Consider the following 22,209-nt stretch of genomic DNA (forward strand, 5'->3'; position numbering starts at 1 on the left):
CGAGATCTTTCGGATGGGCTCAGGCCACGGCCTCTTCGGCCGCCTTGGGGTGGCGCGCACCATTGGCGGCGGCCTTGAAGGGGTCCTGGCCCACGCGGCGCAGGGTGTCGATGAACAGCTCGTTGCCCTTGCGCAGCGCGCGGTAGGTGTCCAGCAGCGCCTCGATCACGTCGGGCACTTCGGCGGCCGAGAACGACGGGCCGACCACCTTGCCGCCGATGGCCGGGCCGGACAGCTGCGTACCGTCGGAGCCGCCCAGCGTGATCTGGTACCACTCCTTGCCGTCCTTGTCCACGCCCAGGATGCCGATGTGGCCGCTGTGGTGGTGGCCGCAGCTGTTGATGCAGCCGCTCATGTGCAGGTCGATGGGGCCGATGTCGAACAGTTCGTCCAAATCCTGGTAGCGCTCGGTGATCGCCGCGGCGATGGGCAGCGAACGCGCGTTGGCCAATGAGCAGAAGTCGCCGCCGGGGCAGGCGATCATGTCCGTCAGCAGGCCGATGTTGGGCTGCGCCAGGCCCAGCTTGCGCGCGGCCTCGTACAGCGCGGGCAGGTCGGCTTCGTGCACCCAGGGCAGCAGCAGGTTCTGCTCGTGCGTCAGGCGCGCCTCGCCGGCGCTGAACTGGTCGGCCAGCTGGGCCAGGGCGTCCAGCGTGTCGCCGTCGGCATCGCCGGGCGCAAAGCCCACGCGCTTGAACGACAGTGTCACCGCCTTCAGGCCGGCCATGCGGTGGCCGCGCACGTTCTGCTGCAGCCAGCGCTGGTACAGCTGGCCGGAGGTGTTCACGCCGTGCGGCCGGCCGGCGGGCCGCAGTGGTGGCACGACGAAATGGCCGGTCACGCGGTCCAGCTCGGCCTGGGTGATGGTGTGGGGGGCGCCGTCCTGCTCCAGGATGGCGCGGTATTCGGCCTCCACCGCGTCGATGAACTGCTGGCCTTCGCTCTTGACCAGGATCTTGATGCGCGCCTTCCACTTGTTGTCGCGGCGGCCGTAGCTGTTGTACACGCGCACGATGGCTTCGATGTAGTTCAGCAGCTGGTCCCAGGGCAGAAATTCACGCACCACGGTGCCGATGACGGGCGTGCGCCCCATGCCGCCGCCCACCTTGACGGCAAAGCCCACCTCGCCGGCCGCGTTCTTCAGCGCTTGCAGGCCGATGTCATACCAGCCGGTGGCGGCACGGTCTTCCGCGGCGCCGTTGAAGGCGATCTTGAACTTGCGCGGCAGGTAGGTGAACTCGGGGTGCAGCGAGCTCCACTGGCGCGTGATCTCGGCGAACGGCCGGGTGTCCACGATCTCGTCCTCGGCGATGCCGGCGTAGGCCTCGCAGGTGATGTTGCGGATGTCGTTGCCGCTGGTCTGGATGCCGTGCATGTGCACGCTGGCCAGCAGGTCCATCACGTCGGCCGCGCGGGTGATGGGAATCCAGTTGAACTGCACGTTGGTGCGCGTGGTGAAGTGGCCGTAGCCGTAGCGCAGCGGGGGCGCGGCCAGTGTCAGGCCCGGCTGGGCGGCCTGCAGCTGGTCCTGCGTGGCCTGGGCATGGGCCAGCAGCTCGGGCGTAGGGCGGTCGTATTCGCGGGCGATGTGGGCCAGCATGCGCAGCTGGGTGCTGTTGATGTCGCCATAGGGCACGGCGATGCGGGCCATGGGCGCGTAGCGCTGGATGTACCAGCCGTTTTGCAGGCGCAGGGGTAGCAGTTGCTCGTCGGTCAACTCGCCGCGCTGCCAGCGTTCGAGCTGATCGCGGAATTGCTGGGCGCGCAGGTGGACGAACTGGCGGTCGAATTCGGTGTACTGGTACATGGCAGGGCCGTGGGCGTTTCAACACAGGTGCCGCCGGGCCCCGAATGGCGCCCGCAGCATCGATGGGCGCACTTTAAAAGTCTGTCTTATAAAGACAAACTATTTTTTAATGCTTCATATATTCCGTTATTTGTATATGAAATGCGTGTCGGCTCACTGTGGCTCATACCCTAGCCAGCGCTCGCTGCTCAACGCGCGCGCCAGAGGGGCGTCCAGCGGCAGGGGCTCACTGTGCAGCCGCGCGGCGATCAGTTCGCCGCACAGCAATGACAGCGTGAGCCCGCGCGCGCCCATGGCAGTGCACAGCCACAGGCCGGGCTGGCGCACCGGGTCCACCGGCCCCACGATGGGGCGGCGGTCCAGCGCGCCGCAGCGCACGGCCGCCCAGGTGCGCACGGGGCCGTCCGGCGCGGTGGCGGCCTGGGTGAAGGCGGCGTCCATGGCAGCGCCCAGGGGGGGCAGCAGCGCGTGCAGTTTGGCCTGATTGGTGGCCAAGCCCTTGGCTTGGTCGTCAGGGCTGGGGGGCAGGGCGGTCTTCAGGCGCTCGAACGTGGAGCCCAGCACCCAGCCTGCGCCACCCTGCAGCGGCACGCGGGGCACCAGGTTGCCGTTGCCATTGACCGGCTGGGGCGGCCAGGGGGCGCCCGCGGGGGCCTGGGCATGCAGGCCCCAGGCCAACTGGCCGCGCAGCGGATTCATGGGCCAATGCGCGTGCGTGAGCGGGCCGGTGTGGTGCCCGGCGCAAACCACGGCAAGTTCCGCCTCGGCCAGGACGCGCCCTTCGGCGTCCAGTGCCTGCCAGAGGGGCTGGCCGTCGACGGTGGTGCGGCGCAACTCCGCCACCGCCGCGCTGCCGCGCCAGTGGATGGCCGGGTCGTTCAGCAGGTGGGCGATGAGCTGGGGCGGGCGCACCCAGCCCGCGTGCTCGTGCCAGCAGGCCACCGTGTCTGCCGATAAGCCGTTGGCCTGCAGTTGTGCGGGTGTTGCGGGGCGACTCCAGTCCAGGCCAGGCCCGTCGCTCCAGGCCAATCCTGTGGTGCCGTCCACACGGTGCTCCAGCGTGCCGCACGCGCTCCAGTCGGTGCCGCGCGTCTCGGCTGGAAGCTGCGCCAGCGTATTCAGCGTGGTGCGTACCCCCGCGCGCGACAGGCGCGAGATCAGGTTGTCGTCCTGCGAGACATTGGGCGCGAACACCCCCGCCGGCAGGCCGGATGCACCGGCGGCAGGGTGATCGGCCCGGTCCAGCACCTGGACCTGCCAGCCACGGTGCGCCAGGCTGGCCGCCACGGCGGCGCCCGCCAGTCCTGCGCCCACCACCAGGCAGCGGGCCGGGGCGGCCACCGTGGCGTCTGGCAGCACGGGCTGGCCGGCGCGTGGCTCCCAGCGGGGCGCGTAGGTGGCCTGCAGGTTGTCGCGCTTGGGGTGGACACCCGGCACCTTCTGCACCTCGAAGCCGCACTGCACCAGCCCGTCCCGCACGCCGCGCGCCACCGTCCACGTCGCCAGGCGGGTGCCGCGACGGCAGCAGCGCGCCACGGCCTTGAGGGTGTGGATGTCCCACATTTGCGGGTTGTGCTGGGGGTCGAAGCCGTCCAGGTACACCGAATCCGCCGTGGGCTGCTGCTGCCTCAGCAGGGCTTGCGCGTCACCGATGTACAGCGTGAGCAGCACCTGCCCGCCGTCGAACGAGAGCCGGTGCACGCCCGGCAGCAAGCCCCAGTACTGCGCCGCCAACTGCTGGGCCAGCGATTGCAGTGTGGAATCGATGGGCGCGGCGCGCAGCAGATCGGCCGCGCTCACGGGCCAGGCCTCGCAGGAAACGAAGTGCAGCCGCTGTGGCCGGTGGGGGTCGGCGCGCCAGGCGGCCCAGGTCACGAGGAAGTTCAGGCCCAGGCCGAAGCCGGTTTCCAGCACGCGCCACTGCGGCTGGTTCTGCCAGGCCTGGGGCAGGCCGCAGCCGGCGAGAAATGTGCCGCGGGCTTGATCCAGGCCGCCGTGCTCGCTGTGGTACCGGTCTGAGAAGCGCGGGCTGTAGGGCGTGCCGTCTTCCAGCCATTCAATCGGTTCGGACATGGTGTCGGGAGGCGCGAAAAGATTACAGAAACAGTGTCATTCCCAGCGCTGCTGGTACGAGAACACCGGCAGGCGCCAGTGGTAGTGCAGTGCCAGCAGCCGCAGCGCCAGGCCGGCGGCGAAACACACCAAAGTGCTGAGGTTGTTTTCCACTTCCATCGTGCGCAGTCCCAGGAACAGCAGGCACACGGCCAGGGACACGCTGGCGTACAGCTCGCGCCGAAAGACCACGGGCACCTGGTTGCACAGCACGTCGCGCAGGATGCCGCCGCTGATGCCCGTGAGCATGCCGGACATCACCACCACCACGGGCGGGTAGCCCAGTTCCAGGGCCACGTTGCATCCGATCAGCGAGAACGCGATCAGCCCCATGGCGTCCAGCAGCAGGAACACGCGCTTGATCCGGTGCAGGTAGCGCGCCACCACCGTCGTCAGCAGGCCTGCGGAGATCACTAGGTACACGTATTCCGGGTGCTGTGTCCAGCCGATCGGGTAGTGGCCCAGCACCATGTCACGGATGGTGCCGCCGCCCAGCGCGGTCACAAAGGCGATCACGCTGACACCGAAGATGTCCATGTTGCGCCGGCCTGCGGCCAGCGCGCCAGACATGGCCTCGGCCGTGATGGCCACAAGGTAGATCACCAGCAGGGTGGTGAACTGTGAGAACTGGAACGAGTCCAGCAATGACACCGACGGCAACATGAAATCTCCTCAGGGAGCCGGGCCTGGGCCGCCTGCCAGGCGCAGTGGGCTACAACGGTAACGCCCCCGCCACAGTGATGCGACGGGGGCGACTGCAAAGAGGCGCTGCTTTGGCGCAGCGCTGCGTCATGCGCCGGGCGGGACTCAGCCAGCCTCAGCGTCTGCGCCGCGCCAAAGAAGTGGTTTTATCGAAACCGCTTCTTGCAGCGCTGCACTGCGTTACGCGCTGGGCGGCACATAACCCGCCGCAGCGTCTGCGCCGCTGCCGAAGAAGTGGTTTTAGCGAAACCGCTTCTTGTAGCGCTGCACTGCGTTACGCGCTGGGCGGCACATAACCCGCCGCAGCGTCTGCGCCGCTGCCGAAGAAGTGGCTTTAGCGAAACCGCTTCTTGCAGCGCTGCACTGCGTTACGCGCTGGGCGGCACATAACCCGCCGCAGCGTCTGCGCCGCTGCCGAAGAAGTGGTTTTCCATCTGGCGGGCGAGGTATTGGCGGGCGCGCGCGTCGGCCAGGTTCAGGCGGTTCTCGTTGACCAGCATGGTCTGGTGCTTGATCCAGTCGGCCCAGGCTTGCTTGCTCACGTTGTCATAGATGCGTTTGCCCAGATCACCGGGGTAGGGCGCAAAGTCGAGGCCTTCGGCTTCCTTGCCGAGCTTGATGCAGTGGACGGTACGTGCCATGGAGCGATTCCTTGCTGAAACTTCAGACGTCAATGGAATAACGAACTGAAATCTTATTGGTTTGGATTTTGAAGGGCGACTTCCAGAATGCCTTGCATCGGTGAACCGCACCGACGCACCCTGCAACGAAAGCCCTTCATGAACAATCGCCGCGACTTTATCAAGTTTCCCCTGGCCACCGCCCTGACGGCGGTCATGTCCCTGACGTCTTTGCCGTCGTTCGCCCAGCCCGCGCAGTTCCTCAACGTGTCCTACGACCCCACGCGTGAACTCTATGTGGCCTACAACCAGGCCTTCGCGCGCCACTGGAAGGCCAAGACGGGGCAGGAAGTGCAGTTCAAACAGTCGCACGGCGGCTCGGGCAAGCAGGCGCGTTCGATCATCGATGGCATCGACGCCGACGTGGCTACGCTGGCCCTGGGCGGAGACGTGGATGCGCTGGCCCAGCACGGCCTGCTGGCGCCCGCTTGGCAAAAGCGCCTCCCGCACAACTCGGCGCCCTATACCTCCACCATCGTGTTTCTGGTGAAGAAGGGCAACCCCAAGGGCGTGAAGGATTGGGATGACTTGGTCAAGCCCGGCGTGCAAGTCATTACCCCTAACCCAAAGACCAGCGGCGGGGCGCGCTGGAACTATCTTGCTGCCTGGGAATTCGCCAAGCGCAAGTACGGCAGCGACACTCAAGCCAAGGATTTCGTGTCCAAGCTCTACAAGAACGTGCCGGTGCTCGACACGGGTGCGCGCGGCTCGACCATCACCTTCGTGCAGCGCGGTGTGGGCGACGTGCTGCTGGCCTGGGAGAACGAGGCGTTTCTTGCGCTCAAGGAGTTCGGCAAGGACAAGTTCGAGATCGTAGTGCCATCGCTGTCCATTCTGGCCGAACCCACGGTGGCGGTGGTGGACAAGGTGGTGGACAAGAAGGGCACGCGCGCGCTGGCGGAGGAGTACCTTTCCTACCTCTATTCCGACGAGGGGCAGGACATTGCTGGAAAGAACTTCTACCGTCCAACCAGCGAGAAGGCCAAGGCCCAGTACGACAAGCAATTCCCCAAGCTCACACTGGCCACCATCGACCAGGCTTTCGGTGGCTGGGCCAAGGCCAATCGGGAGCATTTTGCGGACGGCGCACTGTTTGATCAGATCTACAGCCGGCGTTGATCCGTCTTTGGATAAAAATCGGCGCTAAGCGTTGATGAGTAGGCGCTGTAAGCTATAAAAAATATAGCTTTCAAAGCGCCCCGCACTCCTTTGGCGAAGGGAGGGACGTGGGTCCGGGCCTCGGCGCGAGGGAAGGCCCACCCATGGCGGGGCACGCCGTGCCGCGGCAGGCGCCAACCCTTCGTGCGCGACTGCACTACCATGCCGCCCATGCTGACCGTTCACCACCTGGAAACCTCGCGCTCCCAGCGCATTCTGTGGCTGCTGGAAGAACTGGGCGTGCCCTACGACATCCGCCGTTACTCGCGTGACCCCGTGACCAAGCTGGCGCCACCAGAGCTCAAGCGGGTGCACCCGCTGGGCAAGTCGCCCGTCATCACCGATGGCGACATGGTGGTGGCCGAATCTGGCGCCATCATCGAATATCTGGCCGAGCGCTACGGTGCACAGGCGCCGGCGGATCTGGCCCATCTGGAACCCGCGCGCGGCACGGCAGAACATCGCCAGTGCAGGTTCTGGATGCACTACGCCGAGGGGTCCCTGATGAACTGGCTGGTGATGAAGCTGGTGTTTGACACCATTGCGCGCCAGCCCATGCCGTTTTTTGTGCGCCCCATCGCGCGCACCCTGTGCGCCAAAGTGCAGCAAAGACTCATCGGCCCGAACGTGCAAACCGCGCTGGCTTTCATGGACGCGCACCTGGCACAGCACGACTGGTTCGCCGGGGGGCACCTGACCATGGCCGACTTTCAGATGAGCTTTGCCGTGGAGGCGGCCCTCGCACGCGGGGGCGACGAAACGGCCTGGCCGCACCTGGTGGCCTACCGCCAGCGTATGCGGGCGCGTCCGGCCTACCAGCGGGCGCTGGAGCAGGGCGGCCCCGTGGTGATGCAGGCCTGAGGGGCACTGCCGCGCCGTCAGCCAGACCAGTCCTTCCCGTCCCATGCCAGCCAGCGCCCTTGTGTGGCTGCGGCGCGATCTGCGCTGCCATGACCACGCCGCCCTGTACCACGCACTGCGCCGTTTCGAGCGCGTGTACTGCGTCTTCGTCTTTGACACCGACATCCTCGATGCGCTGCCGACCCGGTGCGATCGGCGGGTGGAGTTCATTCACGCCAGCGTGTGCGCATTGGATGAGGACCTGCGCGCGCTGGCGGCGCGCAGTGGCGCCCCCGGTGGCGGCCTGATCGTGCGCCACGGTACGGCGGTGCAGTGCATCGTGCAATTGGCCCGCAGCCTGGGCGTGCGCGAAGTGCTGGCCAATCGCGACTACGAACCTGCAGCCCTGGCCCGCGACCGACGTGTGGCAGACGGCCTGGCGGCGTGTGGCATCGCGTTCAGCGACTACAAGGACCAGGTGCTGCTGGAGCAGGGCGAGGTGCTGAACCAGCAGGGCCAGCCCTACAGCGTCTTCACGCCATACAAACGCACTTGGCTGCAGAAGCTGGATGCCTTCCAGACCAAGCCTTATCCCGTGGAGCGCCACGCTCAGCACCTGGCCGTGCCCCCTGCGGGGGAGCGGCTGCCCACGCTGGCGGATCTGGGCTTCGTGCCCACCAACCTGGCTGACTTGCAGCTGCCTGTGGGCTCGCGCGGCGCGCAGCAGTTGCTGCAGGATTTTCTGCCGCGCATGGCGGCTTACAAGCTGGCGCGCGACTTTCCTGGGCGCAAAGGCGTGTCCTACCTGTCGGTGCATCTGCGCTTTGGCACCGTGTCCATCCGCCAGCTGGCCTCACTGGCCGCGCGACAGGCCGCGCAAGGCTGCGAAGGCGCGCAGACCTGGCTGTCCGAACTGGCGTGGCGCGACTTCTATTTCATGATTCTGTGGCACCACCCGCACGTGGTCACCCAGGCATTTCGCCCTGAGTACGACCGCGTCCAGTGGGATGACGCGCCTGAGTACTGGCAGGCATGGTGCGCGGCGCGCACTGGCTATCCGTTGGTCGATGCCGCCATGCGCCAACTGCTGCAGACGGGCTACATGCACAACCGGCTGCGCATGGTGGTGGCGAGCTTCTTGACCAAGGATTTGGGTATCGATTGGCGCCGTGGCGAGCGCTTCTTTGCCCAGCACCTGAACGACTACGACCTGGCTGCCAACAATGGCGGCTGGCAATGGGCGGCGTCAACCGGATGTGACGCTCAGCCCTGGTTTCGCATCTTCAACCCGGTGGCGCAGTCACAGAAGTTTGACCCCGATGGCAGGTTCATCCGCCGCTATCTCCCGGAGTTGGCGTGTGTTCCTGATAAGCACCTCCACTTCCCTGCAAGCATGAAGCCGCTGGAATTGCAGGCCTGTGGACTGCGTTTAGGCATCGACTATCCACTGCCGGTAGTGGACCACGCCAGAGCACGGGAGCGTACCCTGATGCGGTTCCATTTTTTGGGGCGTGGGCGAGAGGCATCCTGAAAGGCGGGGAACCGGAATGTTCCTTCCTGGGACCCGTGAAGGATGTTTTTTCGAGGGAACAGTCAGAACTTTGAAAAAGTGTCTGTGCAGCATCTATAATGGAAGGCTTCGGAGAGGTGGATGAGCGGTTTAAGTCGCACGCCTGGAAAGCGTGTGTGGGCTAATCCCCACCGCGGGTTCGAATCCCGCCCTCTCCGCCAGGCGTTCCAAGGGTTAGCAGGTACTCATCTGCTAACCCTTTTTCGTTGCGATTCCTCTAAGAACGAGGCCCGCAGCAGAGGCAGCCCCCCGCAAACCATATAAGGTTGGCGTGTGAACCAAGCTGGGCCGGTTATGCCTTCCTGGATGGCGAGATGACCGCCTCGCCTGCGACGGATGCGGGCCAGCCTGTGCAGGGCAAGCGGCCCACGCTGACTCCCCGGCACAGCGCGAACCTGTGGGTGACCAAGGCACTGGGGCACGGCTTTGGCCTGGGCGGCGGCCTGAACTATGTGGGAGCGCGGTTCGCCAACCCCGGCAACACGGTTACCTTGCCTGGCTACACCACGGTGGATGCCATGGCCTAACTACCGCCAGGGCGCCTGGGATGTGCAACTCAAGCTGAACAATCTGTTCGACCGTCGCTATATCGTGGCGGGCCACGGCAGTTCGCCGAACCTGAACCTGCCGGGTGCCCCGCGTTCGGCGCAGGTGGTGGCACGCTACCGATTCTGAGATCGTGGCCCGGGGCATGCCGCAGGAGTCCCGGCGCCCCAACGAAGGCTCGATCATGGGCAACCAGCGGTCCTGAAAGTCCGCGCACAGTGACCGAAACGAACAACGGGCCTTGCAGGCCCGTTGGTTCTTCAAGCAAGGGCGGAGTGGCGCACCCACTCCGCAGTCATTGCCGCAGGCTCACACCTGGTCTGCCGAAAGCCCGGCGGTTTGGCTGAAGCCGCCGTCCACATAGGTGATCTCGGCGGTCACGCCGCTGGCCAGGTCGGACAGCAGGAACGCGGCCACGTTGCCCACGTCTTCGATCGTCACGTTGCGACGCAGCGGGGCGGCGTCAGCCACGCGGCCCAGCAGCTTGCCGAAGTCCTTGATGCCGCTGGCGGCCAGGGTCTTGATGGGGCCCGCGCTGATGCCGTTGGCACGGATGCAGCGGCCGTCTTCAGTGCGGCCCACGGCTTCGGCCAGGTAGCGCACGCTGGCTTCCAGGCTGGCCTTGGCCAAGCCCATGGTGTTGTAGTTGGGGATGGAGCGCAGGGCGCCCAGGTACGACAGCGTCAGGAGCGCCGACTTGTCGTTCAGGTAGGGCAGGGCCGCCTTGGCCATGGCCGGGAAGCTGTAGGCGCTGATTTCGTGGGCCACCTTGAAGGCTTCGCGAGAGAGGCCTTCCAGGAAGTTGCCGGCGATGGCCTCGCGCGGAGCAAAGCCGATGGAGTGCACGAAGCCGTCGAACTTGCCCCAGGCGGCGCCGATGTCGGCGAACAATTTGTCGATCTGCGCGTCGTCGGCCACGTCGCAGTCAAAGACCAGCTTGGAGTCGAATTCGGCGGCGAACTCGGTGATGCGGTCCTTGAAGCGCTCGCCCACGTAGCTGAAGGCCAGTTCCGCGCCTTGTTGGTGGCAGGCCCTGGCGATGCCGTACGCGATCGAGCGATTGGACAGCACGCCCGTGATGAGCAGCTTCTTGCCGGCGAGAAAACCCATTGTTGTTCTCCTGAAATGCGATGTGCGAAGGGAAATGGCAAGCGTGGCGCGGGGGCTTGCGGGCCGCTTGCGTGGTGCAGAATTGTCGCATGCGGTTCTGGCGTATCTGTTTATTGATCGGTTGGCTGGGAGGGAGCAGCGTGGCGGGCGGGACGGCCTGGGCCGCGCATGCCTACGCGATGTGGGGGGCGCCCGCGCTGGCGGCCGACTTCGCGCACTTCCCCTACGTCAACCCACAGGCGCCCAAGGGCGGCGAACTGCGCCTGGTGAGCAATCTGCGCACCTCCACCTTCGACAAGTTCAACCCATTCACGATCCGCGGCAACGCGCCGGCCTACCTGTCGGCGCTGATGTTCGACTCGCTGCTCACCGGCTCGCTGGACGAGACAGCCACCGGCTATGGACTGCTGGCCGAGGATGTGGCGGTGGCGCCGGATGGCCTGTCAGCCACCTTCAGGCTGCGGCCCGAGGCGCGCTTTCACAACGGCAAGCCGGTGCTGGCCCAGGATGTAAAGCACAGTTTCGACACCCTGATGGGCCCTTACACCTCACCGGGCTACAAAACGCTCCTGATCGAGGTGGCCGGTGTGGATGTGCTGGACGACCGCACCGTGCGCTACCGCTTCAAGGCGCCCAACCGCGAACTGCCGCTCACCGTCGGGGGGCTACCCGTGTTCAGCCGCGACTGGGGACTGGGCGCCGACGGCAAGCCCAAGCCCTTCGACCAGGTGGTGATGGACATCCCCATCGGCAGCGGACCGTACAAGATTGGGCCTGTCAACTTCGGCAAGGACATCACCTATGTGCGCGACCCCCAGTATTGGGCGCGCGACCTGCCCGTGCGCAAGGGGACGGCCAACTTTGACCGTGTGCTGGTCAAGATCTACAAGGACAACACCGCGCGGCTGGAGGCGCTGAAGGCCGGCGAGTTCGATCTGATGCGGTTTTTCAGTGCGGGCGACTGGGCGCGGCGGGTCAACGGCCGCAAGTTCGACACGGGTGAGCTGGTCAAGGGCGAGTTCGCCAACAAGCTGCCCTCGGGCTTTCAGAGCTACGTATTGAACACGCGCCGCCCGCTGCTGCAGGACCGCCGCGTGCGAGAGGCCCTGGGGCTGGCGTTCGACTTTGAGTGGATGAGCCGCCAGCTTTTCTATGGTGCCTATCAGCGCGTGCGCGGCATCTTCGGCAACACCATGTGCGAGACCCACGGCATGCCCACGCCGCAGGAGCTGGCGCTGCTGGAGCCCTGGCGCAAGGATCTGCCCCCCGCGGTCTTCGGCCCCATGTTCGAGCCGCCCACCACCGACGGCGCCACCACGCTGCGCGACAACCTGCGCCGCGCGCAGGCGCTGCTCCAGGAGGCAGGCTGGCAGGTGCAGGATGGCGTGCTGCGCAACGCCAGCGGCCAGGCCATGGTGCTGGAATACATGGACAGCAGCGAAGGCGGCGTGCGCACGTTGTCCTCGTGGATGCGCAACCTGCAAAAGCTCGGCATCACGCTCAGGTTCCGCTCGGTGGACTTCGCGCTGTACCAGCAGCGTCTGCAGAAGTTCGACTTCGACATCACCACCATTGCCTACCAGGGCACCAACAACCCGGGGCAGGAGTTTGCCGACCTGTTCGGCAGCGCGGCGGCAGACCAGGAAGACTCGGGCAATTTCCCCGGCGTAAAGAGCCCGGCCGTGGACGCAATGATCCGTGCCATGGTGTCTGCCAAGACGCAGGAACAGATGTTGCCCGCGTGCCATGCGCTGGACCGCATCATTGCGCACGGCCACTACCTCATTCCGCAGTGGTCCGCGGGTACCCATCGCATGGTCTACAACGCCTGGCGCCTGGACCGGCCCGAAGTGGTGCCGCCGTATTCGACCGGAGAGATGTGGGCGGTGGATACGTGGTGGGCCCGTTCGCCTGCGCTGACCGCCGAGACCGCGCCCAAGGCCGCGACGCCGCGCAAGGACTGAAACCGCCATGTTCGCCTACATCCTCAAGCGCATCCTGCTCATGCTGCCCACGCTGTTGGGCGTGTTGCTGTTGACCTTTGTCGTGATCCAGTTCGTGCCGGGCGGTCCGGTGGAGCAGTATCTGGCTGAGGCCAAGGCCGGCGCTGCCGGCATGGGCGGGGGCGGCGAGGGCGGCGGCATGGCCTATCGCGGCGCGCAGGGCGTGGATCCCAAGCGGCTGGAGCAGATCAAGCAGCTCTATGGCTTTGACAAGCCGGCGCATGAGCGCTTTTTCCAGATGCTGGGCCAGTTCGCGCGCTTCGACCTGGGGCGCAGCTTCTTTCAGAACAAGGACGTGTGGCAACTCGTGAAGGAGAAGCTGCCCGTGTCCGTCAGCCTGGGGTTGTGGACCTTCTTCATCAGCTACCTCGTGGCGGTGCCGCTGGGTGTGGCCAAGGCGGTGCGCGCCGGCTCGCGCTTTGACTTCGTCACCACGCTCATCATCCTGGTGGGCTACGCGATCCCGGGTTTCGTGCTCGGCGTGGCGCTGCTGGTGATCTTTGGCGGGCAATTGCAGTGGTTCCCGCTGCGCGGGCTGACCTCGGCCAACTGGGACGAGCTGGGCCTGTGGGCCAAGGTGACGGATTACCTGTGGCATATCGCGCTGCCCATCACGGCCATGGTGGCCGGCAGCTTTGCGGTGACGGCGATGCTGACCAAGAACGCTTTTCTGGAAGAGATCCGCAAGCAATATGTGCTCACCGCGCGTGCCAAGGGACTGACAGACCGGCAGGTGCTCTACAAGCACGTGTTTCGCAATGCGCTGATTCCCATCATCACGGGCTTCCCATCCGCCTTCATCGGCGCGTTCTTCGCGGGCTCGCTGCTCATCGAGACGCTGTTCTCGCTCGACGGCCTGGGCCTGCTGTCCTATGAGAGCGTGATCCGCCGCGACTACCCCGTGGTGCTGGGCACGCTGTACCTGTTCACCCTGATCGGGCTGGTGACCAAGCTCATCAGCGACCTGTGCTACGTGTGGGTGGATCCCCGCGTCAAGTTTGATTGAAATATGGCTCCAACGCCCGACCACCAAGCGCTAGCAGCTATTGATTCGGTAGCTAATGGGGCGCCAGCTGCGCCCGTTGCCGCCTCGGCGTCACCCAGCCGGCGCGCCTGGCAGCGCTTTCGTGCCAACCGCCTGGGGTTCTGGAGCCTGCTGGTGTTCTGCGCGCTGGTCGTGGTCAGCCTGGGGGCAGAACTGGTCAGCAACGACCGGCCCCTGGTCGTGCGCTATGAGGGTCAGACGTATTTCCCGTTGTTCAACGATTACCCCGAGACGACTTTCGGCGGTGACTTCCAGACGCCCACCGACTACCTCGACCCCTTCATTCGCGAGCGACTGTCGCAGGGGGATAACTGGGCGCTGTACACGCTCAACCGCTACGGGCCAAACACGCTGAACTACTTCGCGAAGGAGCCCAACCCCTCGGGCCCGTCGCGCGACAACTGGCTGGGCACGGACGACCGCGGGCGTGACCTGCTGGCGCAACTGATTTACGGCTTTCGCGTGAGCGTGTTGTTCGGCATTGCCCTCACCGTGGTGGGCGTGGCGCTGGGCGTGGCGGCGGGGGCGGTACAGGGCTTCTTTGGCGGCAAGACCGACCTGGCTTTCCAGCGCTTCATCGAGATTTGGGGCTCCATGCCCGAGCTGTACCTGCTCATCATCTTCAGCGCCGTGTTCGCGCCCAGCATCGGGCTGCTGCTGGTATTGCTCAGCCTGTTCGGCTGGATGGGGCTGTCGGACTATGTGCGCGCCGAATTCCTGCGCAACCGGCAACTGGACTATGTGAAGGCCGCGCGGGCGCTGGGCGTGTCCAACGGCCAGATCATCCGCCGCCACATCCTGCCCAACAGCATGACGCCGGTGGTGACCTTTCTGCCGTTTCGCATGGGTGCGGCGATCCTGGCGCTGACGTCGCTGGACTTCCTGGGCCTGGGCGTGCCGCCCGGCACCCCCAGCCTGGGCGAGCTGCTGTCGCAGGGCAAGAACAACATCGACGCGTGGTGGATCTCCGTCTTCACCTTCGGGGTGCTGGTCACCACGCTGCTGCTGCTGACCTTCATGGGCGATGCGCTGCGCGACGCGCTGGACCCCCGCAAGAACTGAGGCATCGTGAACCCTTCTGCCATGCGCGCTGCGCCCCCCCTGTCTCCATCGTCCGCGCCGCTGTTGCAGGTGCGGGATCTGCGGGTGCGCTTCGGCGCCAAGCAGGTGGTGCATGGGGTGAGCTTCGACATGGCCCCGGGCGAAAAGCTCGCGCTGGTGGGTGAATCCGGCTCGGGCAAAACAGTGACCGCGCTGGCGCTGCTGCGCCTGACGGGCGATGCGCAACTGGAGGGGAGCGCGCTGATGCACGGGCGTGATCTGCTGCAACTGCCTGAGCGCGAACTGCGCGGCGTGCGCGGCGGCGATATCGCCATGGTGTTCCAGGAGCCCATGACGGCGCTGAACCCGCTGATGACGATTGGCGACCAGGTGGCCGAGGTCTTGGTGCTAAAACAGGCCCTGAGCAAGGCGCAGAGCGCGCAAGCAGCTATCGAACTGCTAGCGAGTACCGGCATCCCCGAGCCGGCGCGGCGCGCGGGCAGTTTTCCGCACCAGCTTTCGGGAGGGCAGCGCCAGCGCGCCATGATCGCCATGGCCCTGGCCAGCCGACCGAAGCTGCTGTTGGCCGACGAGCCCACCACCGCGCTGGACGTGACGCTGCGCGGCCAGATCCTGGACCTGCTGTCCGACCTGCAGCGCCAGACGGGCATGGCCGTGCTGCTCATCACGCACGACCTGCTGCTGGTGCGCCGCTTTGCCGATCGCGTGGCCGTCATGGAGCAGGGCGCCGTGGTGGAGCAGGGCACCGTCGCCCAGGTGTTCGACGCACCGCAGCATGCCTACACGCGCAAGCTGATCGGCAGTACGCCGCGGCGGGACGTAGTAGAAAGCGGTGCCGACGGCGACGCCGTGCCCGCCGCGCAGGCAAGCGGCCTGCGCGTGGCCTACCCCGTGCCGGTGCCGGGCATCCGCGGCTGGTTTGCCAAGGGCGAATTCGTGGCCGTGAAGGATGCGGGCTTTCGCATTGCGCGTGCGCGCACGCTGGGGGTCGTGGGCGAATCGGGCTCGGGCAAGTCCACGCTGGCCCAGGCGCTGCTGGGCCTGCTGCCGTCGCGCGGCGAGCTGCGGGTTGCCGGCCAGGCCTGGCAGCAGCCCGCCCACCGCAACACCGCGCACAACCAGCAGCTGCGCCGGCAGGTGCAGGTGGTGTTCCAAGACCCGTTCTCGTCCCTGTCGCCGCGCATGACCGTGGAGGAGATCGTGGGCGAGGGCCTGCGCGTGCACATGCCTGCGCTGGACGTGGCCGAGCGCCGCGCGCGCGTGGCCGCCATGTTGGCCGAGGTGGGCCTGACGGACGCGCAATTCCCCGGCCTGCTGGCGCGCTACCCGCATGAGTTCTCGGGCGGCCAGCGCCAGCGCCTGGCCATTGCGCGCGCGCTCATCGTCGAACCGCAGGTGCTGGTGCTGGACGAGCCCACCAGCGCGCTGGACGTCACCATCCAGCAGCAGGTGCTGAGCCTGCTGCAGCGCCTGCAGAAGGAGCGGGCGCTGTCGTACCTGCTCATCACGCACGACGTGGCGGTGGTGCGCGCCATGGCGCATGAGGTCATCGTCATGAAGGACGGCGAGGTGGTGGAAAGCGGCAGCGTGCACCAGGTGCTGGATGCCCCGCGCCACGCCTACACGCAACGGCTGGTGCAGGCCGCGCAGCCGGTCTGACCTGCCCGGCGGCGGGTCGCGCAGCAGGGTGTGCGGGGCCGTGGGCGACTACCGCGTTTGGTGTAGGACACGGGCGCGATCTGCTTGCATGTCCGTTGGCCGGTTGCTCTGCTATTCATAGCGTTGAATTTCGATTTCATGTGCCTGTCCGGTGTTTTACAGCGCAGAAGTCGGCTCCCGCTTTTCTGGCGATTCCATACATCAGGCAACACCTGACATTTGGCTGCCAGGTGCCGCGGGGTGCCGTTCTCACAATGCGCCCCGGGGCGGTAGGCTGGTCTGACGGCACCTTCCTCGGCAAGAAAAACCCCGGAGGCAATGAACATCATGCGCACGAAAACCCTCTCCTGTTGCAAGTATCTGGCTGGCGCCACCGCGCTGGCTGCCCTGGTCGCCTGTGGCGGCGGCGGTGGTGATGGCGGTGACGGTAGCGGCACCGGCACGCTGAAGCTGGCGCTGACCGATGCCCCCAGTTGCGGCTATGACGCGGTGAACGTCACCGTGCAGAAAATACGCGTGCACCAAAGCGCTGCGGCGGCGGATGACGCTTCCGGCTGGCATGAGCTCACGCTGAACCCCGCGCGCCGCGTGGACCTGCTGTCGCTGACCAACGGCGTGCTGGAGGAACTGGGCGAGCTGCCGCTGCCCACGGGCAAATACACCCAGATGCGTCTGGTGCTGGCGGGCAATGGCGGAGCGGCCCCCTTCGCCAACTCCGTCGTGCCCACAGGGTCGGGCGAAGTAGCGCTGACCACGCCCAGCGGCCAGCAAAGTGGCGTGAAGATGAACGTGAACATCGACATCGCCGCCAACCAGATGGCGGACTTCGTGCTCGACTTCGACGCCTGCAAGTCCGTCGTCACGGCCGGCGCATCGGGCCGCTACCTGCTCAAGCCGGTGGTGGCGGTGATTCCGCGCCTGGTCTCTGGTGTGCAGGGCTTCGTCGAACCCGTTGCTGGCGCCACGGTGACGCTGCAGTCCCAAGGCGAGGTGGTGCGCGCCACCGTGCCGGACGCTTCGGGCCGCTACCTGCTGCGGCCGGTGGTGCCGGGCAGCTACACGCTGGTGCTGACGGCACCCGGCCGCACCACGGCCGTGGTGACCCAGGTGCCGGTGCAGTCCGAGCTGGTCACCTCCGTCGGCACGTCCACGCAGGCCGTAGCGCTGCCGGCATCGCCCGTTGGCACCGTGAACGGCACCACCTCGGTGGATGCCTGGGTGCGGGCCCTGCAGCCGCTGGCAGCGGCTGGCACGGTGCAAGTGTCGGCCAAGCCCGTGGACGGCGTGACCGGCGCCTACAGCTTCACGCTGCCCACGGCCGCCCCGCTGGTGGCGCCGTATGCCGCGGCGCCCACTCCGCTCGTGTTCACGGCCGATGCCGGAGCCGCAGGGCGCTACACCATCCAGGCGCGTCTGGCGGGGCAGGCCGACAAGCAGCAGGCCTTGACCCTGGGCGCGGGAACGACCCAGACGGTGAACTTCACGTTCCCCTGACGCCCACCACGCGTTCCTAGAATGAAGGGCGCCAGTCCGCGACTGGCGCCCTTTTTTGTACGAACGCCCTTCCTGTCATGCCTCGCCTTGCTGCCAACCTCTCCATGCTCTACGCCGAGCATGCCTTCCTGGACCGCTTTGCCGCTGCCGCGTGCGACGGCTTCCGGGGGGTGGAATACCTTTTTCCCTACGACCATCCTGCGGAGCAGATTGCGCAGCGCCTGGCCGAACATGGACTGACGCAGGTACTGTTCAATGCCCCGCCGGGGGACTGGGCGGCGGGCGAGCGCGGTCTGGCCTGTCTGCCGGGGCGCGAGGCGCAATTCCAGGAGGGGCTGCAACAGGCGCTGCACTATGCGCAGGCGCTGCGCTGTGAGCGCCTGCACGTGATGGCTGGCGTGGTGCCGCCCGGGCTGGCGCACGCCGACGCACGCGCCTGCTACCTGCGCAACCTGCGCTGGGCCGCCGGCCAGGCCGGGCGCCAGGGCGTGCGGCTGATGATCGAGCCCATCAACGGGCGCGACATGCCCGGCTACTTCCTGCAGCGCCAGCAGGACGCCCATGCCGTGCTGCAGGAACTGGGCGCTTCCAACGTGCAGGTGCAGTTCGACCTGTACCACTGCCAGGTCATGGAGGGCGACGTGGCCACGAAGATCCGCCACTACCTGCCCACGGGACGGGTGGGGCATTTCCAGATCGCCGGCGTACCCGAGCGGCACGAGCCCGACCAGGGCGAACTGCAGGTCGACTACCTGCTGGGCGTGATCGACGAGGTGGCGACCACCTGCGGTTTCGACGGCTGGGTGGGCTGTGAATACCGTCCGGCGATCGCGGGCCCGGGCGGCACCTCGCAGGGGCTGGCCTGGGCGCGGCGCTGGGGTGTCGTGCCGCGCGGCGCGGATTGAGGGCGTTCGCCCCGGCGCGGGGCGGGGGCTAGCGTGGGGACGTCACAGTTCAGATAAAAAAGGCCTGCAGCGCTTATGCAGTAAGCGCTAGCAGCTATTGAATCGATAGTGAACCCGTCAGCGCAGCACCAGCACCGGCACGCTGCACAGCCGCAGCAGCGCGCTGGTGGTGCTGCCGACGATGAGCTGGCGGATGCGCGAGTGCCCGTAGGCGCCCAGCACCAGCAGTACGTTGCCGTGCGACTGCAGCAGGGCCGGCAGCGCCTCCTCCGGCACGCCCGGCACGATCTGCGTGGTGATGTCGAAGCCTGAGGCCTCCAGGTGTGACTGGGCGCTTTGCAGCGCTTCCAGCATCTCCAGCGTGGGCTCGCCGGCCAGGGCCAGCAGGCCGGGCATGCCGCGCAGCAGCGGGCTGCGGCCCACGGCCTCTACGGCGCGGCGCGCGGTGGCGCTGCCGTCAAAGGCCACGACGAAGCCCGCCGGCGCCACGAACTCCGGCATGGTCACCACCATCACCGGCTGGCGCACGTTGCGCACCACGCCTTCCACACGGTAGTCCAGCCGCAGCTTGCGCGCGGCGGTGGCGCGGTGCTGGCGCCCCAGCACGAACAGGCGCGCGCTGGGTTCGTGCTCCAGCAGCACGTCGGTCAGCTCGCCCTGGCGCAGCAGCGCCTGCAGCGAAGGCACGCGGGCGGCATCCACGCGCGCCTGGGCCTCGGCCAGCATGCGGCGCGCGGCCTCCTGAGCGACGTGGCTGCGCTCTTCATCGAGGGTATTCAGGCGCTGCAGCAGCAGGTCCTGCGCGCCCATGCCGATGACGCCGCTGTAGTCGCCCACGGGCGGCATGGGTTCAGGCCGCTCCAGTGCGTGCAGCAGCGCCAGGGGGGCCTGCAGGCGCTGCGCGGCCCACAGGGCCCCGTCCACCACGGCGTGGGTGGTGGCCAGCCCGTCGATGCAGGCATACACGGTGTCGTGGGTGTTCATGGCTTCCTCCTGCGCACGCATGTGATGGCCCGAGTGTGGCATCGCAGAGCGTGCAGTGCCACCGGGGGTGCCCCGCAGGCCGTGGGCGCGGGTGAACGCAAGTTTCAGGGAAATCGGGCTCCAGCGCTTGTCCGTCAAGCGCTGCCAGCTATTGTTTTGATGGCATTTCGGCATGCATCGGCCGCTGCTGCATCACCCGTGCGTACAGCGCCTGCGCGGCCACCGACAGGCCCCGGTCGCGCCGGCGCACCAGGTAGATCTGCCGCGTGAGCCCGGGCAGGGCCAGCGGCCGGGTGGCGAGGCCCTCCTGCTGGAAGTGGAACAGCGTGAGCGTAGGCACCACGCTGATGCCCAGCCCGGCCCGCACCATGCCCATGACGGTGGCCAACTGCTCCACTTCCATCAGCGTGCGCATCGCATGGGGATGGAAGGCCGCCTCCAGGTACTGGCGCACGCTGCTGTGCCGCGCGAGATGGATGAATGGCCACTCGGCCAGGGCGCGCCATTGCGCGGCGGCGCTGCGCCGGCCGGCGGGCAAGGGCTGCCGGGCGAGCGGATGGTCCGCGCGGCAGACCAGGTGAAAGCCGTCCTCGCAGAAGGGCTCGGCCTGCAGCTCGGGCGTGTCCGCGCGGATGGCGGCCAGCGCGAAGTCGGCCTTGCCCGTGGCCACGCGCTCGATGCAAGGCTCGGACAGCACGTCGGCAATGTCCAGTTCCACGCCCGGGTGCTGTGCGCGAAAGCCGGCCAGCACACCCGGCAGCCACCCTGCGGCCAGCGAGGGCAGCAGCGCGACGGACACGCGCCCGCGCCGCAGCAGTGCGGCGTCGCGCAGCGTGGCCAGCGCGGCATCCACCTCGGCGCGAATGCGCAGCGCCGACGCATGGAAGTTCTCGCCCTCGGCCGTCAGGCTCACATGGCGCGTGCTGCGGTCGAACAGGCGCAGACCCAGGTCGTCCTCCAGCGCGCGGATGAGCGCGCTGAAGGCCGGCTGCGACAAGTGGCACTGCGCCGCGGCGCGCGTGAAGTTGCGCTGCGCCGCCAGGGCAAGGAAGGCGTCGACCTGCCGTGTGGAGATATTCATTTGATATCCAGATGAATTGATCTTGACAATCTATTTCACAGAATAACCTGCCGTGCCTACAGTGCGCCCTGGAGACATTCCCAAGGACCCCTGCAATGGCGAACCCCTCACCCCTGCTCATCGGCTGTGCGGCCGGCTTCTCGGGCGACCGCCTGGATGCTGCCGCACCCGTGGTGCAGGCGCTGGTGGACAGCGGCCGGCCCGGCGTGCTGATCTTCGAGACCCTGGCCGAGCGCACGCTGGCGCTGGCCCAACTGGCGCGCCGCGCCAATCCCGATGCGGGCTACGAGCCGCTGCTGGATGAGCTGCTGCGGCCGGTGCTCGCGCAATGCCTTCAACACGGCGTGCGCATCGTGAGCAACTTTGGCGCGGCCAATCCGCGGGGCGCTGCGCTGCGTATCCAGCAACTGGCGGCCGAGCTGGGCGCGCGCCGCCCGCGCGTGGCGGTGGTGCACGGCGACGACCTGAGCGGCGCACAGCACCGCGCCGTGCTGGAGCGGGCGTTGGGCCCGTCCATGCCCGCGCAGCCCATCGTGAGCGCCAATGCCTACATTGGCGCGGAACCCATCGCCCAGGCGCTGCGCGCGGGGGCCGACATCGTGGTCTGCGGCCGCGTGGCCGACCCTGCGCTGGTGCTGGGCCCGGCGCTGGCGCATTACGGCTGGTGCATGGACGACTGGGACCGCCTGGCGCGCGCCACCATGGCGGGCCACCTGCTGGAATGCGGCGCGCAGGTCACGGGCGGCTACTTTGCCGACCCGGGCTACAAGGACGTGCCGGGCCTGGCCCGGCTGGGCTACCCGATCGCCGAGATCGACGCCGACGGCCATTGCACCCTCACCAAGCCGCCGGGCACGGGGGGGCGCGTGGACGAGCGCACGGTCAAGGAGCAGCTGCTGTATGAACTGCACGACCCCGCCGCCTACCTGACGCCCGACGTGGTGGCCGACATCACCCAGGCGAGCGTGGCGCAGGTCGGCAGCGACCGCGTGCACCTGCAGGGCGTGCGCGGCCATGCGCGGCCGCCGTCGCTGAAGGTGAATGTGTGCTTCGAGTCCGGCTGGTTTGCCGAGGGCGAAATTTCGTATGCCGGCGCGCGCGCCGAGGAGCGCGCCCGCCTGGCGGGCGACGTGCTGCGCGAGCGGCTTGCGAGCGTGGCACCGCTGCGCGTGGACCTGATCGGCGTGGCCAGCGTTTGGGGTGACGACGCAGGGCGGTGGCTGGCGGCGCAGGCAAGCCAGGGCGCGCGGGACGTACGCCTGCGCGTGGCGCTGCAGCACCGCGACCATGCCAGCGCGCAGCGCCTGGTGCGCGAGGTGACGGCGCTGTACTGCTGCGGCCCGGCGGGGGGCGGCGGTGTGCGCACGACCATGCGCCCGCGCCTGGGCACCGTTTCCTGCCTCGTGCCGCGCGAGGCGGTCAATCCTGGCTACACGCTGCTGGACTGAAGG

At 67.3% G+C, this 22,209-nt stretch carries 17 protein-coding genes, 1 tRNA gene and 1 pseudogene; 12 read left to right on the forward strand and 7 right to left on the reverse strand.

Going from position 1 to position 22,209, the window contains the following annotated elements; all coding sequences use genetic code 11:
- Nucleotides 1-19: 19 nt before the first annotated feature.
- The 4 genes from PCQ86_RS10060 to PCQ86_RS10075 all read right to left on the reverse strand — a co-directional run bounded on the left by PCQ86_RS10060 (nt 20) and on the right by PCQ86_RS10075 (nt 5,262).
- Nucleotides 20-1,807 (reverse strand): nitrite/sulfite reductase, encoded by a 1,788-nt coding sequence (locus PCQ86_RS10060; RefSeq protein ID WP_011805059.1) that lies wholly within the window; start codon nt 1,805-1,807, stop codon nt 20-22.
- A 153-nt stretch (nt 1,808-1,960) separates the two neighbouring features.
- A complete protein-coding gene (gene mnmC, locus PCQ86_RS10065) occupies nt 1,961-3,880 on the reverse strand; it encodes an FAD-dependent 5-carboxymethylaminomethyl-2-thiouridine(34) oxidoreductase MnmC (protein WP_270175404.1) in 1,920 nt (639 codons plus the stop codon).
- A gap of 36 nt (nt 3,881-3,916) precedes the next feature.
- Nucleotides 3,917-4,582 carry a trimeric intracellular cation channel family protein gene (locus tag PCQ86_RS10070; RefSeq protein WP_011805061.1) on the reverse strand — a complete coding sequence of 222 codons (666 nt, stop codon included), beginning with the start codon at nt 4,580-4,582 and terminating at the stop codon, nt 3,917-3,919.
- Between the two features lie 407 nt (nt 4,583-4,989).
- The gene (locus PCQ86_RS10075) at nt 4,990-5,262 is read right to left on the reverse strand and encodes an oxidative damage protection protein (RefSeq protein ID WP_011805062.1); all 273 of its coding nucleotides are present in this window, start codon (nt 5,260-5,262) and stop codon (nt 4,990-4,992) included.
- Between the two features lie 138 nt (nt 5,263-5,400).
- Between PCQ86_RS10075 and PCQ86_RS10080 the strand changes: the two genes are divergently transcribed.
- From PCQ86_RS10080 to PCQ86_RS10100, 5 genes and pseudogenes are all read left to right on the forward strand, one after another.
- Nucleotides 5,401-6,420, forward strand: coding sequence for a sulfate ABC transporter substrate-binding protein (locus tag PCQ86_RS10080; RefSeq protein ID WP_041835972.1), 1,020 nt, complete (start codon nt 5,401-5,403; stop codon nt 6,418-6,420).
- Between the two features lie 210 nt (nt 6,421-6,630).
- Complete coding sequence (locus PCQ86_RS10085) at nt 6,631-7,320, forward strand: glutathione S-transferase family protein (RefSeq protein WP_210435935.1); 690 nt, start codon at nt 6,631-6,633, stop codon at nt 7,318-7,320.
- A gap of 43 nt (nt 7,321-7,363) precedes the next feature.
- The gene (locus PCQ86_RS10090) at nt 7,364-8,830 is read left to right on the forward strand and encodes a cryptochrome/photolyase family protein (RefSeq protein ID WP_270175405.1); all 1,467 of its coding nucleotides are present in this window, start codon (nt 7,364-7,366) and stop codon (nt 8,828-8,830) included.
- A 110-nt stretch (nt 8,831-8,940) separates the two neighbouring features.
- Nucleotides 8,941-9,030 (forward strand) — tRNA-Ser (locus PCQ86_RS10095).
- Between the two features lie 126 nt (nt 9,031-9,156).
- Nucleotides 9,157-9,544, forward strand: a pseudogene (locus tag PCQ86_RS10100) (TonB-dependent receptor domain-containing protein); the annotation flags it as partial.
- A 180-nt stretch (nt 9,545-9,724) separates the two neighbouring features.
- Here the strand turns inward: PCQ86_RS10100 and fabI are convergent.
- Nucleotides 9,725-10,525 carry an enoyl-ACP reductase FabI gene (fabI, locus tag PCQ86_RS10105; RefSeq protein ID WP_047351315.1) on the reverse strand — a complete coding sequence of 267 codons (801 nt, stop codon included), beginning with the start codon at nt 10,523-10,525 and terminating at the stop codon, nt 9,725-9,727.
- A gap of 89 nt (nt 10,526-10,614) precedes the next feature.
- Here fabI and PCQ86_RS10110 point away from each other — a divergent pair, with 89 nt between their 5' ends.
- From PCQ86_RS10110 to otnI, 6 genes are all read left to right on the forward strand, one after another.
- Entirely contained in the window at nt 10,615-12,489 is a 1,875-nt protein-coding gene (locus PCQ86_RS10110) for an extracellular solute-binding protein (RefSeq protein WP_270175406.1), read from the forward strand.
- A gap of 7 nt (nt 12,490-12,496) precedes the next feature.
- A complete protein-coding gene (locus PCQ86_RS10115) occupies nt 12,497-13,534 on the forward strand; it encodes a microcin C ABC transporter permease YejB (RefSeq protein ID WP_011805074.1) in 1,038 nt (345 codons plus the stop codon).
- 3 nt (nt 13,535-13,537) lie between these two features.
- Entirely contained in the window at nt 13,538-14,635 is a 1,098-nt protein-coding gene (locus tag PCQ86_RS10120; protein WP_135148672.1) for an ABC transporter permease, read from the forward strand.
- A 21-nt stretch (nt 14,636-14,656) separates the two neighbouring features.
- Nucleotides 14,657-16,294, forward strand: coding sequence for an ABC transporter ATP-binding protein (locus tag PCQ86_RS10125; RefSeq protein ID WP_047351312.1), 1,638 nt, complete (start codon nt 14,657-14,659; stop codon nt 16,292-16,294).
- A 327-nt stretch (nt 16,295-16,621) separates the two neighbouring features.
- Nucleotides 16,622-17,788 (forward strand): DUF4382 domain-containing protein, encoded by a 1,167-nt coding sequence (locus PCQ86_RS10130; RefSeq protein ID WP_047351441.1) that lies wholly within the window; start codon nt 16,622-16,624, stop codon nt 17,786-17,788.
- Between the two features lie 77 nt (nt 17,789-17,865).
- Complete coding sequence (gene otnI / locus PCQ86_RS10135) at nt 17,866-18,693, forward strand: 2-oxo-tetronate isomerase (RefSeq protein ID WP_011805078.1); 828 nt, start codon at nt 17,866-17,868, stop codon at nt 18,691-18,693.
- 117 nt (nt 18,694-18,810) lie between these two features.
- Here otnI and PCQ86_RS10140 read toward each other — a convergent pair whose 3' ends face one another.
- Both PCQ86_RS10140 and PCQ86_RS10145 read right to left on the reverse strand, forming a co-directional pair.
- Nucleotides 18,811-19,677 carry a universal stress protein gene (locus PCQ86_RS10140; RefSeq protein ID WP_270175407.1) on the reverse strand — a complete coding sequence of 289 codons (867 nt, stop codon included), beginning with the start codon at nt 19,675-19,677 and terminating at the stop codon, nt 18,811-18,813.
- A gap of 148 nt (nt 19,678-19,825) precedes the next feature.
- Nucleotides 19,826-20,758, reverse strand: a complete 933-nt coding sequence (locus tag PCQ86_RS10145) for a LysR family transcriptional regulator (RefSeq protein ID WP_196995480.1) — start codon at nt 20,756-20,758, stop codon at nt 19,826-19,828.
- A 95-nt stretch (nt 20,759-20,853) separates the two neighbouring features.
- Between PCQ86_RS10145 and PCQ86_RS10150 the strand changes: the two genes are divergently transcribed.
- Nucleotides 20,854-22,206: an acyclic terpene utilization AtuA family protein gene (locus tag PCQ86_RS10150; protein ID WP_270175408.1), complete on the forward strand. Its 1,353-nt coding sequence runs from the start codon at nt 20,854-20,856 to the stop codon at nt 22,204-22,206.
- The last annotated feature ends 3 nt before the right edge of the window (nt 22,207-22,209 follow it).

The sequence above is a fragment of the Diaphorobacter sp. ED-3 genome (assembly GCF_027625375.1).
GTDB classification, from domain to species: domain Bacteria; phylum Pseudomonadota; class Gammaproteobacteria; order Burkholderiales; family Burkholderiaceae_C; genus Diaphorobacter; species Diaphorobacter nitroreducens.

What these genes read in the sequence shown, in the direction of transcription:
- PCQ86_RS10070 (WP_011805061.1), bottom strand. Translation starts at nt 4,582, where the DNA reads ATGTTGCCGTCGGTGTCATTGCTGGACTCGTTCCAGTTCTCACAGTTC.
- fabI (WP_047351315.1), bottom strand. Translation starts at nt 10,525, where the DNA reads ATGGGTTTTCTCGCCGGCAAGAAGCTGCTCATCACGGGCGTGCTGTCC.
- PCQ86_RS10150 (WP_270175408.1), top strand. Translation starts at nt 20,854, where the DNA reads ATGGCGAACCCCTCACCCCTGCTCATCGGCTGTGCGGCCGGCTTCTCG.
- PCQ86_RS10140 (WP_270175407.1), bottom strand. Translation starts at nt 19,677, where the DNA reads ATGAACACCCACGACACCGTGTATGCCTGCATCGACGGGCTGGCCACC.
- PCQ86_RS10080 (WP_041835972.1), top strand. Translation starts at nt 5,401, where the DNA reads ATGAACAATCGCCGCGACTTTATCAAGTTTCCCCTGGCCACCGCCCTG.
- mnmC (WP_270175404.1), bottom strand. Translation starts at nt 3,880, where the DNA reads ATGTCCGAACCGATTGAATGGCTGGAAGACGGCACGCCCTACAGCCCG.
- PCQ86_RS10115 (WP_011805074.1), top strand. Translation starts at nt 12,497, where the DNA reads ATGTTCGCCTACATCCTCAAGCGCATCCTGCTCATGCTGCCCACGCTG.
- PCQ86_RS10125 (WP_047351312.1), top strand. Translation starts at nt 14,657, where the DNA reads ATGCGCGCTGCGCCCCCCCTGTCTCCATCGTCCGCGCCGCTGTTGCAG.
- PCQ86_RS10090 (WP_270175405.1), top strand. Translation starts at nt 7,364, where the DNA reads ATGCCAGCCAGCGCCCTTGTGTGGCTGCGGCGCGATCTGCGCTGCCAT.
- PCQ86_RS10060 (WP_011805059.1), bottom strand. Translation starts at nt 1,807, where the DNA reads ATGTACCAGTACACCGAATTCGACCGCCAGTTCGTCCACCTGCGCGCC.
- PCQ86_RS10085 (WP_210435935.1), top strand. Translation starts at nt 6,631, where the DNA reads ATGCTGACCGTTCACCACCTGGAAACCTCGCGCTCCCAGCGCATTCTG.
- PCQ86_RS10130 (WP_047351441.1), top strand. Translation starts at nt 16,622, where the DNA reads ATGCGCACGAAAACCCTCTCCTGTTGCAAGTATCTGGCTGGCGCCACC.
- PCQ86_RS10120 (WP_135148672.1), top strand. Translation starts at nt 13,538, where the DNA reads ATGGCTCCAACGCCCGACCACCAAGCGCTAGCAGCTATTGATTCGGTA.
- otnI (WP_011805078.1), top strand. Translation starts at nt 17,866, where the DNA reads ATGCCTCGCCTTGCTGCCAACCTCTCCATGCTCTACGCCGAGCATGCC.
- PCQ86_RS10110 (WP_270175406.1), top strand. Translation starts at nt 10,615, where the DNA reads ATGCGGTTCTGGCGTATCTGTTTATTGATCGGTTGGCTGGGAGGGAGC.
- PCQ86_RS10075 (WP_011805062.1), bottom strand. Translation starts at nt 5,262, where the DNA reads ATGGCACGTACCGTCCACTGCATCAAGCTCGGCAAGGAAGCCGAAGGC.
- PCQ86_RS10145 (WP_196995480.1), bottom strand. Translation starts at nt 20,758, where the DNA reads ATGAATATCTCCACACGGCAGGTCGACGCCTTCCTTGCCCTGGCGGCG.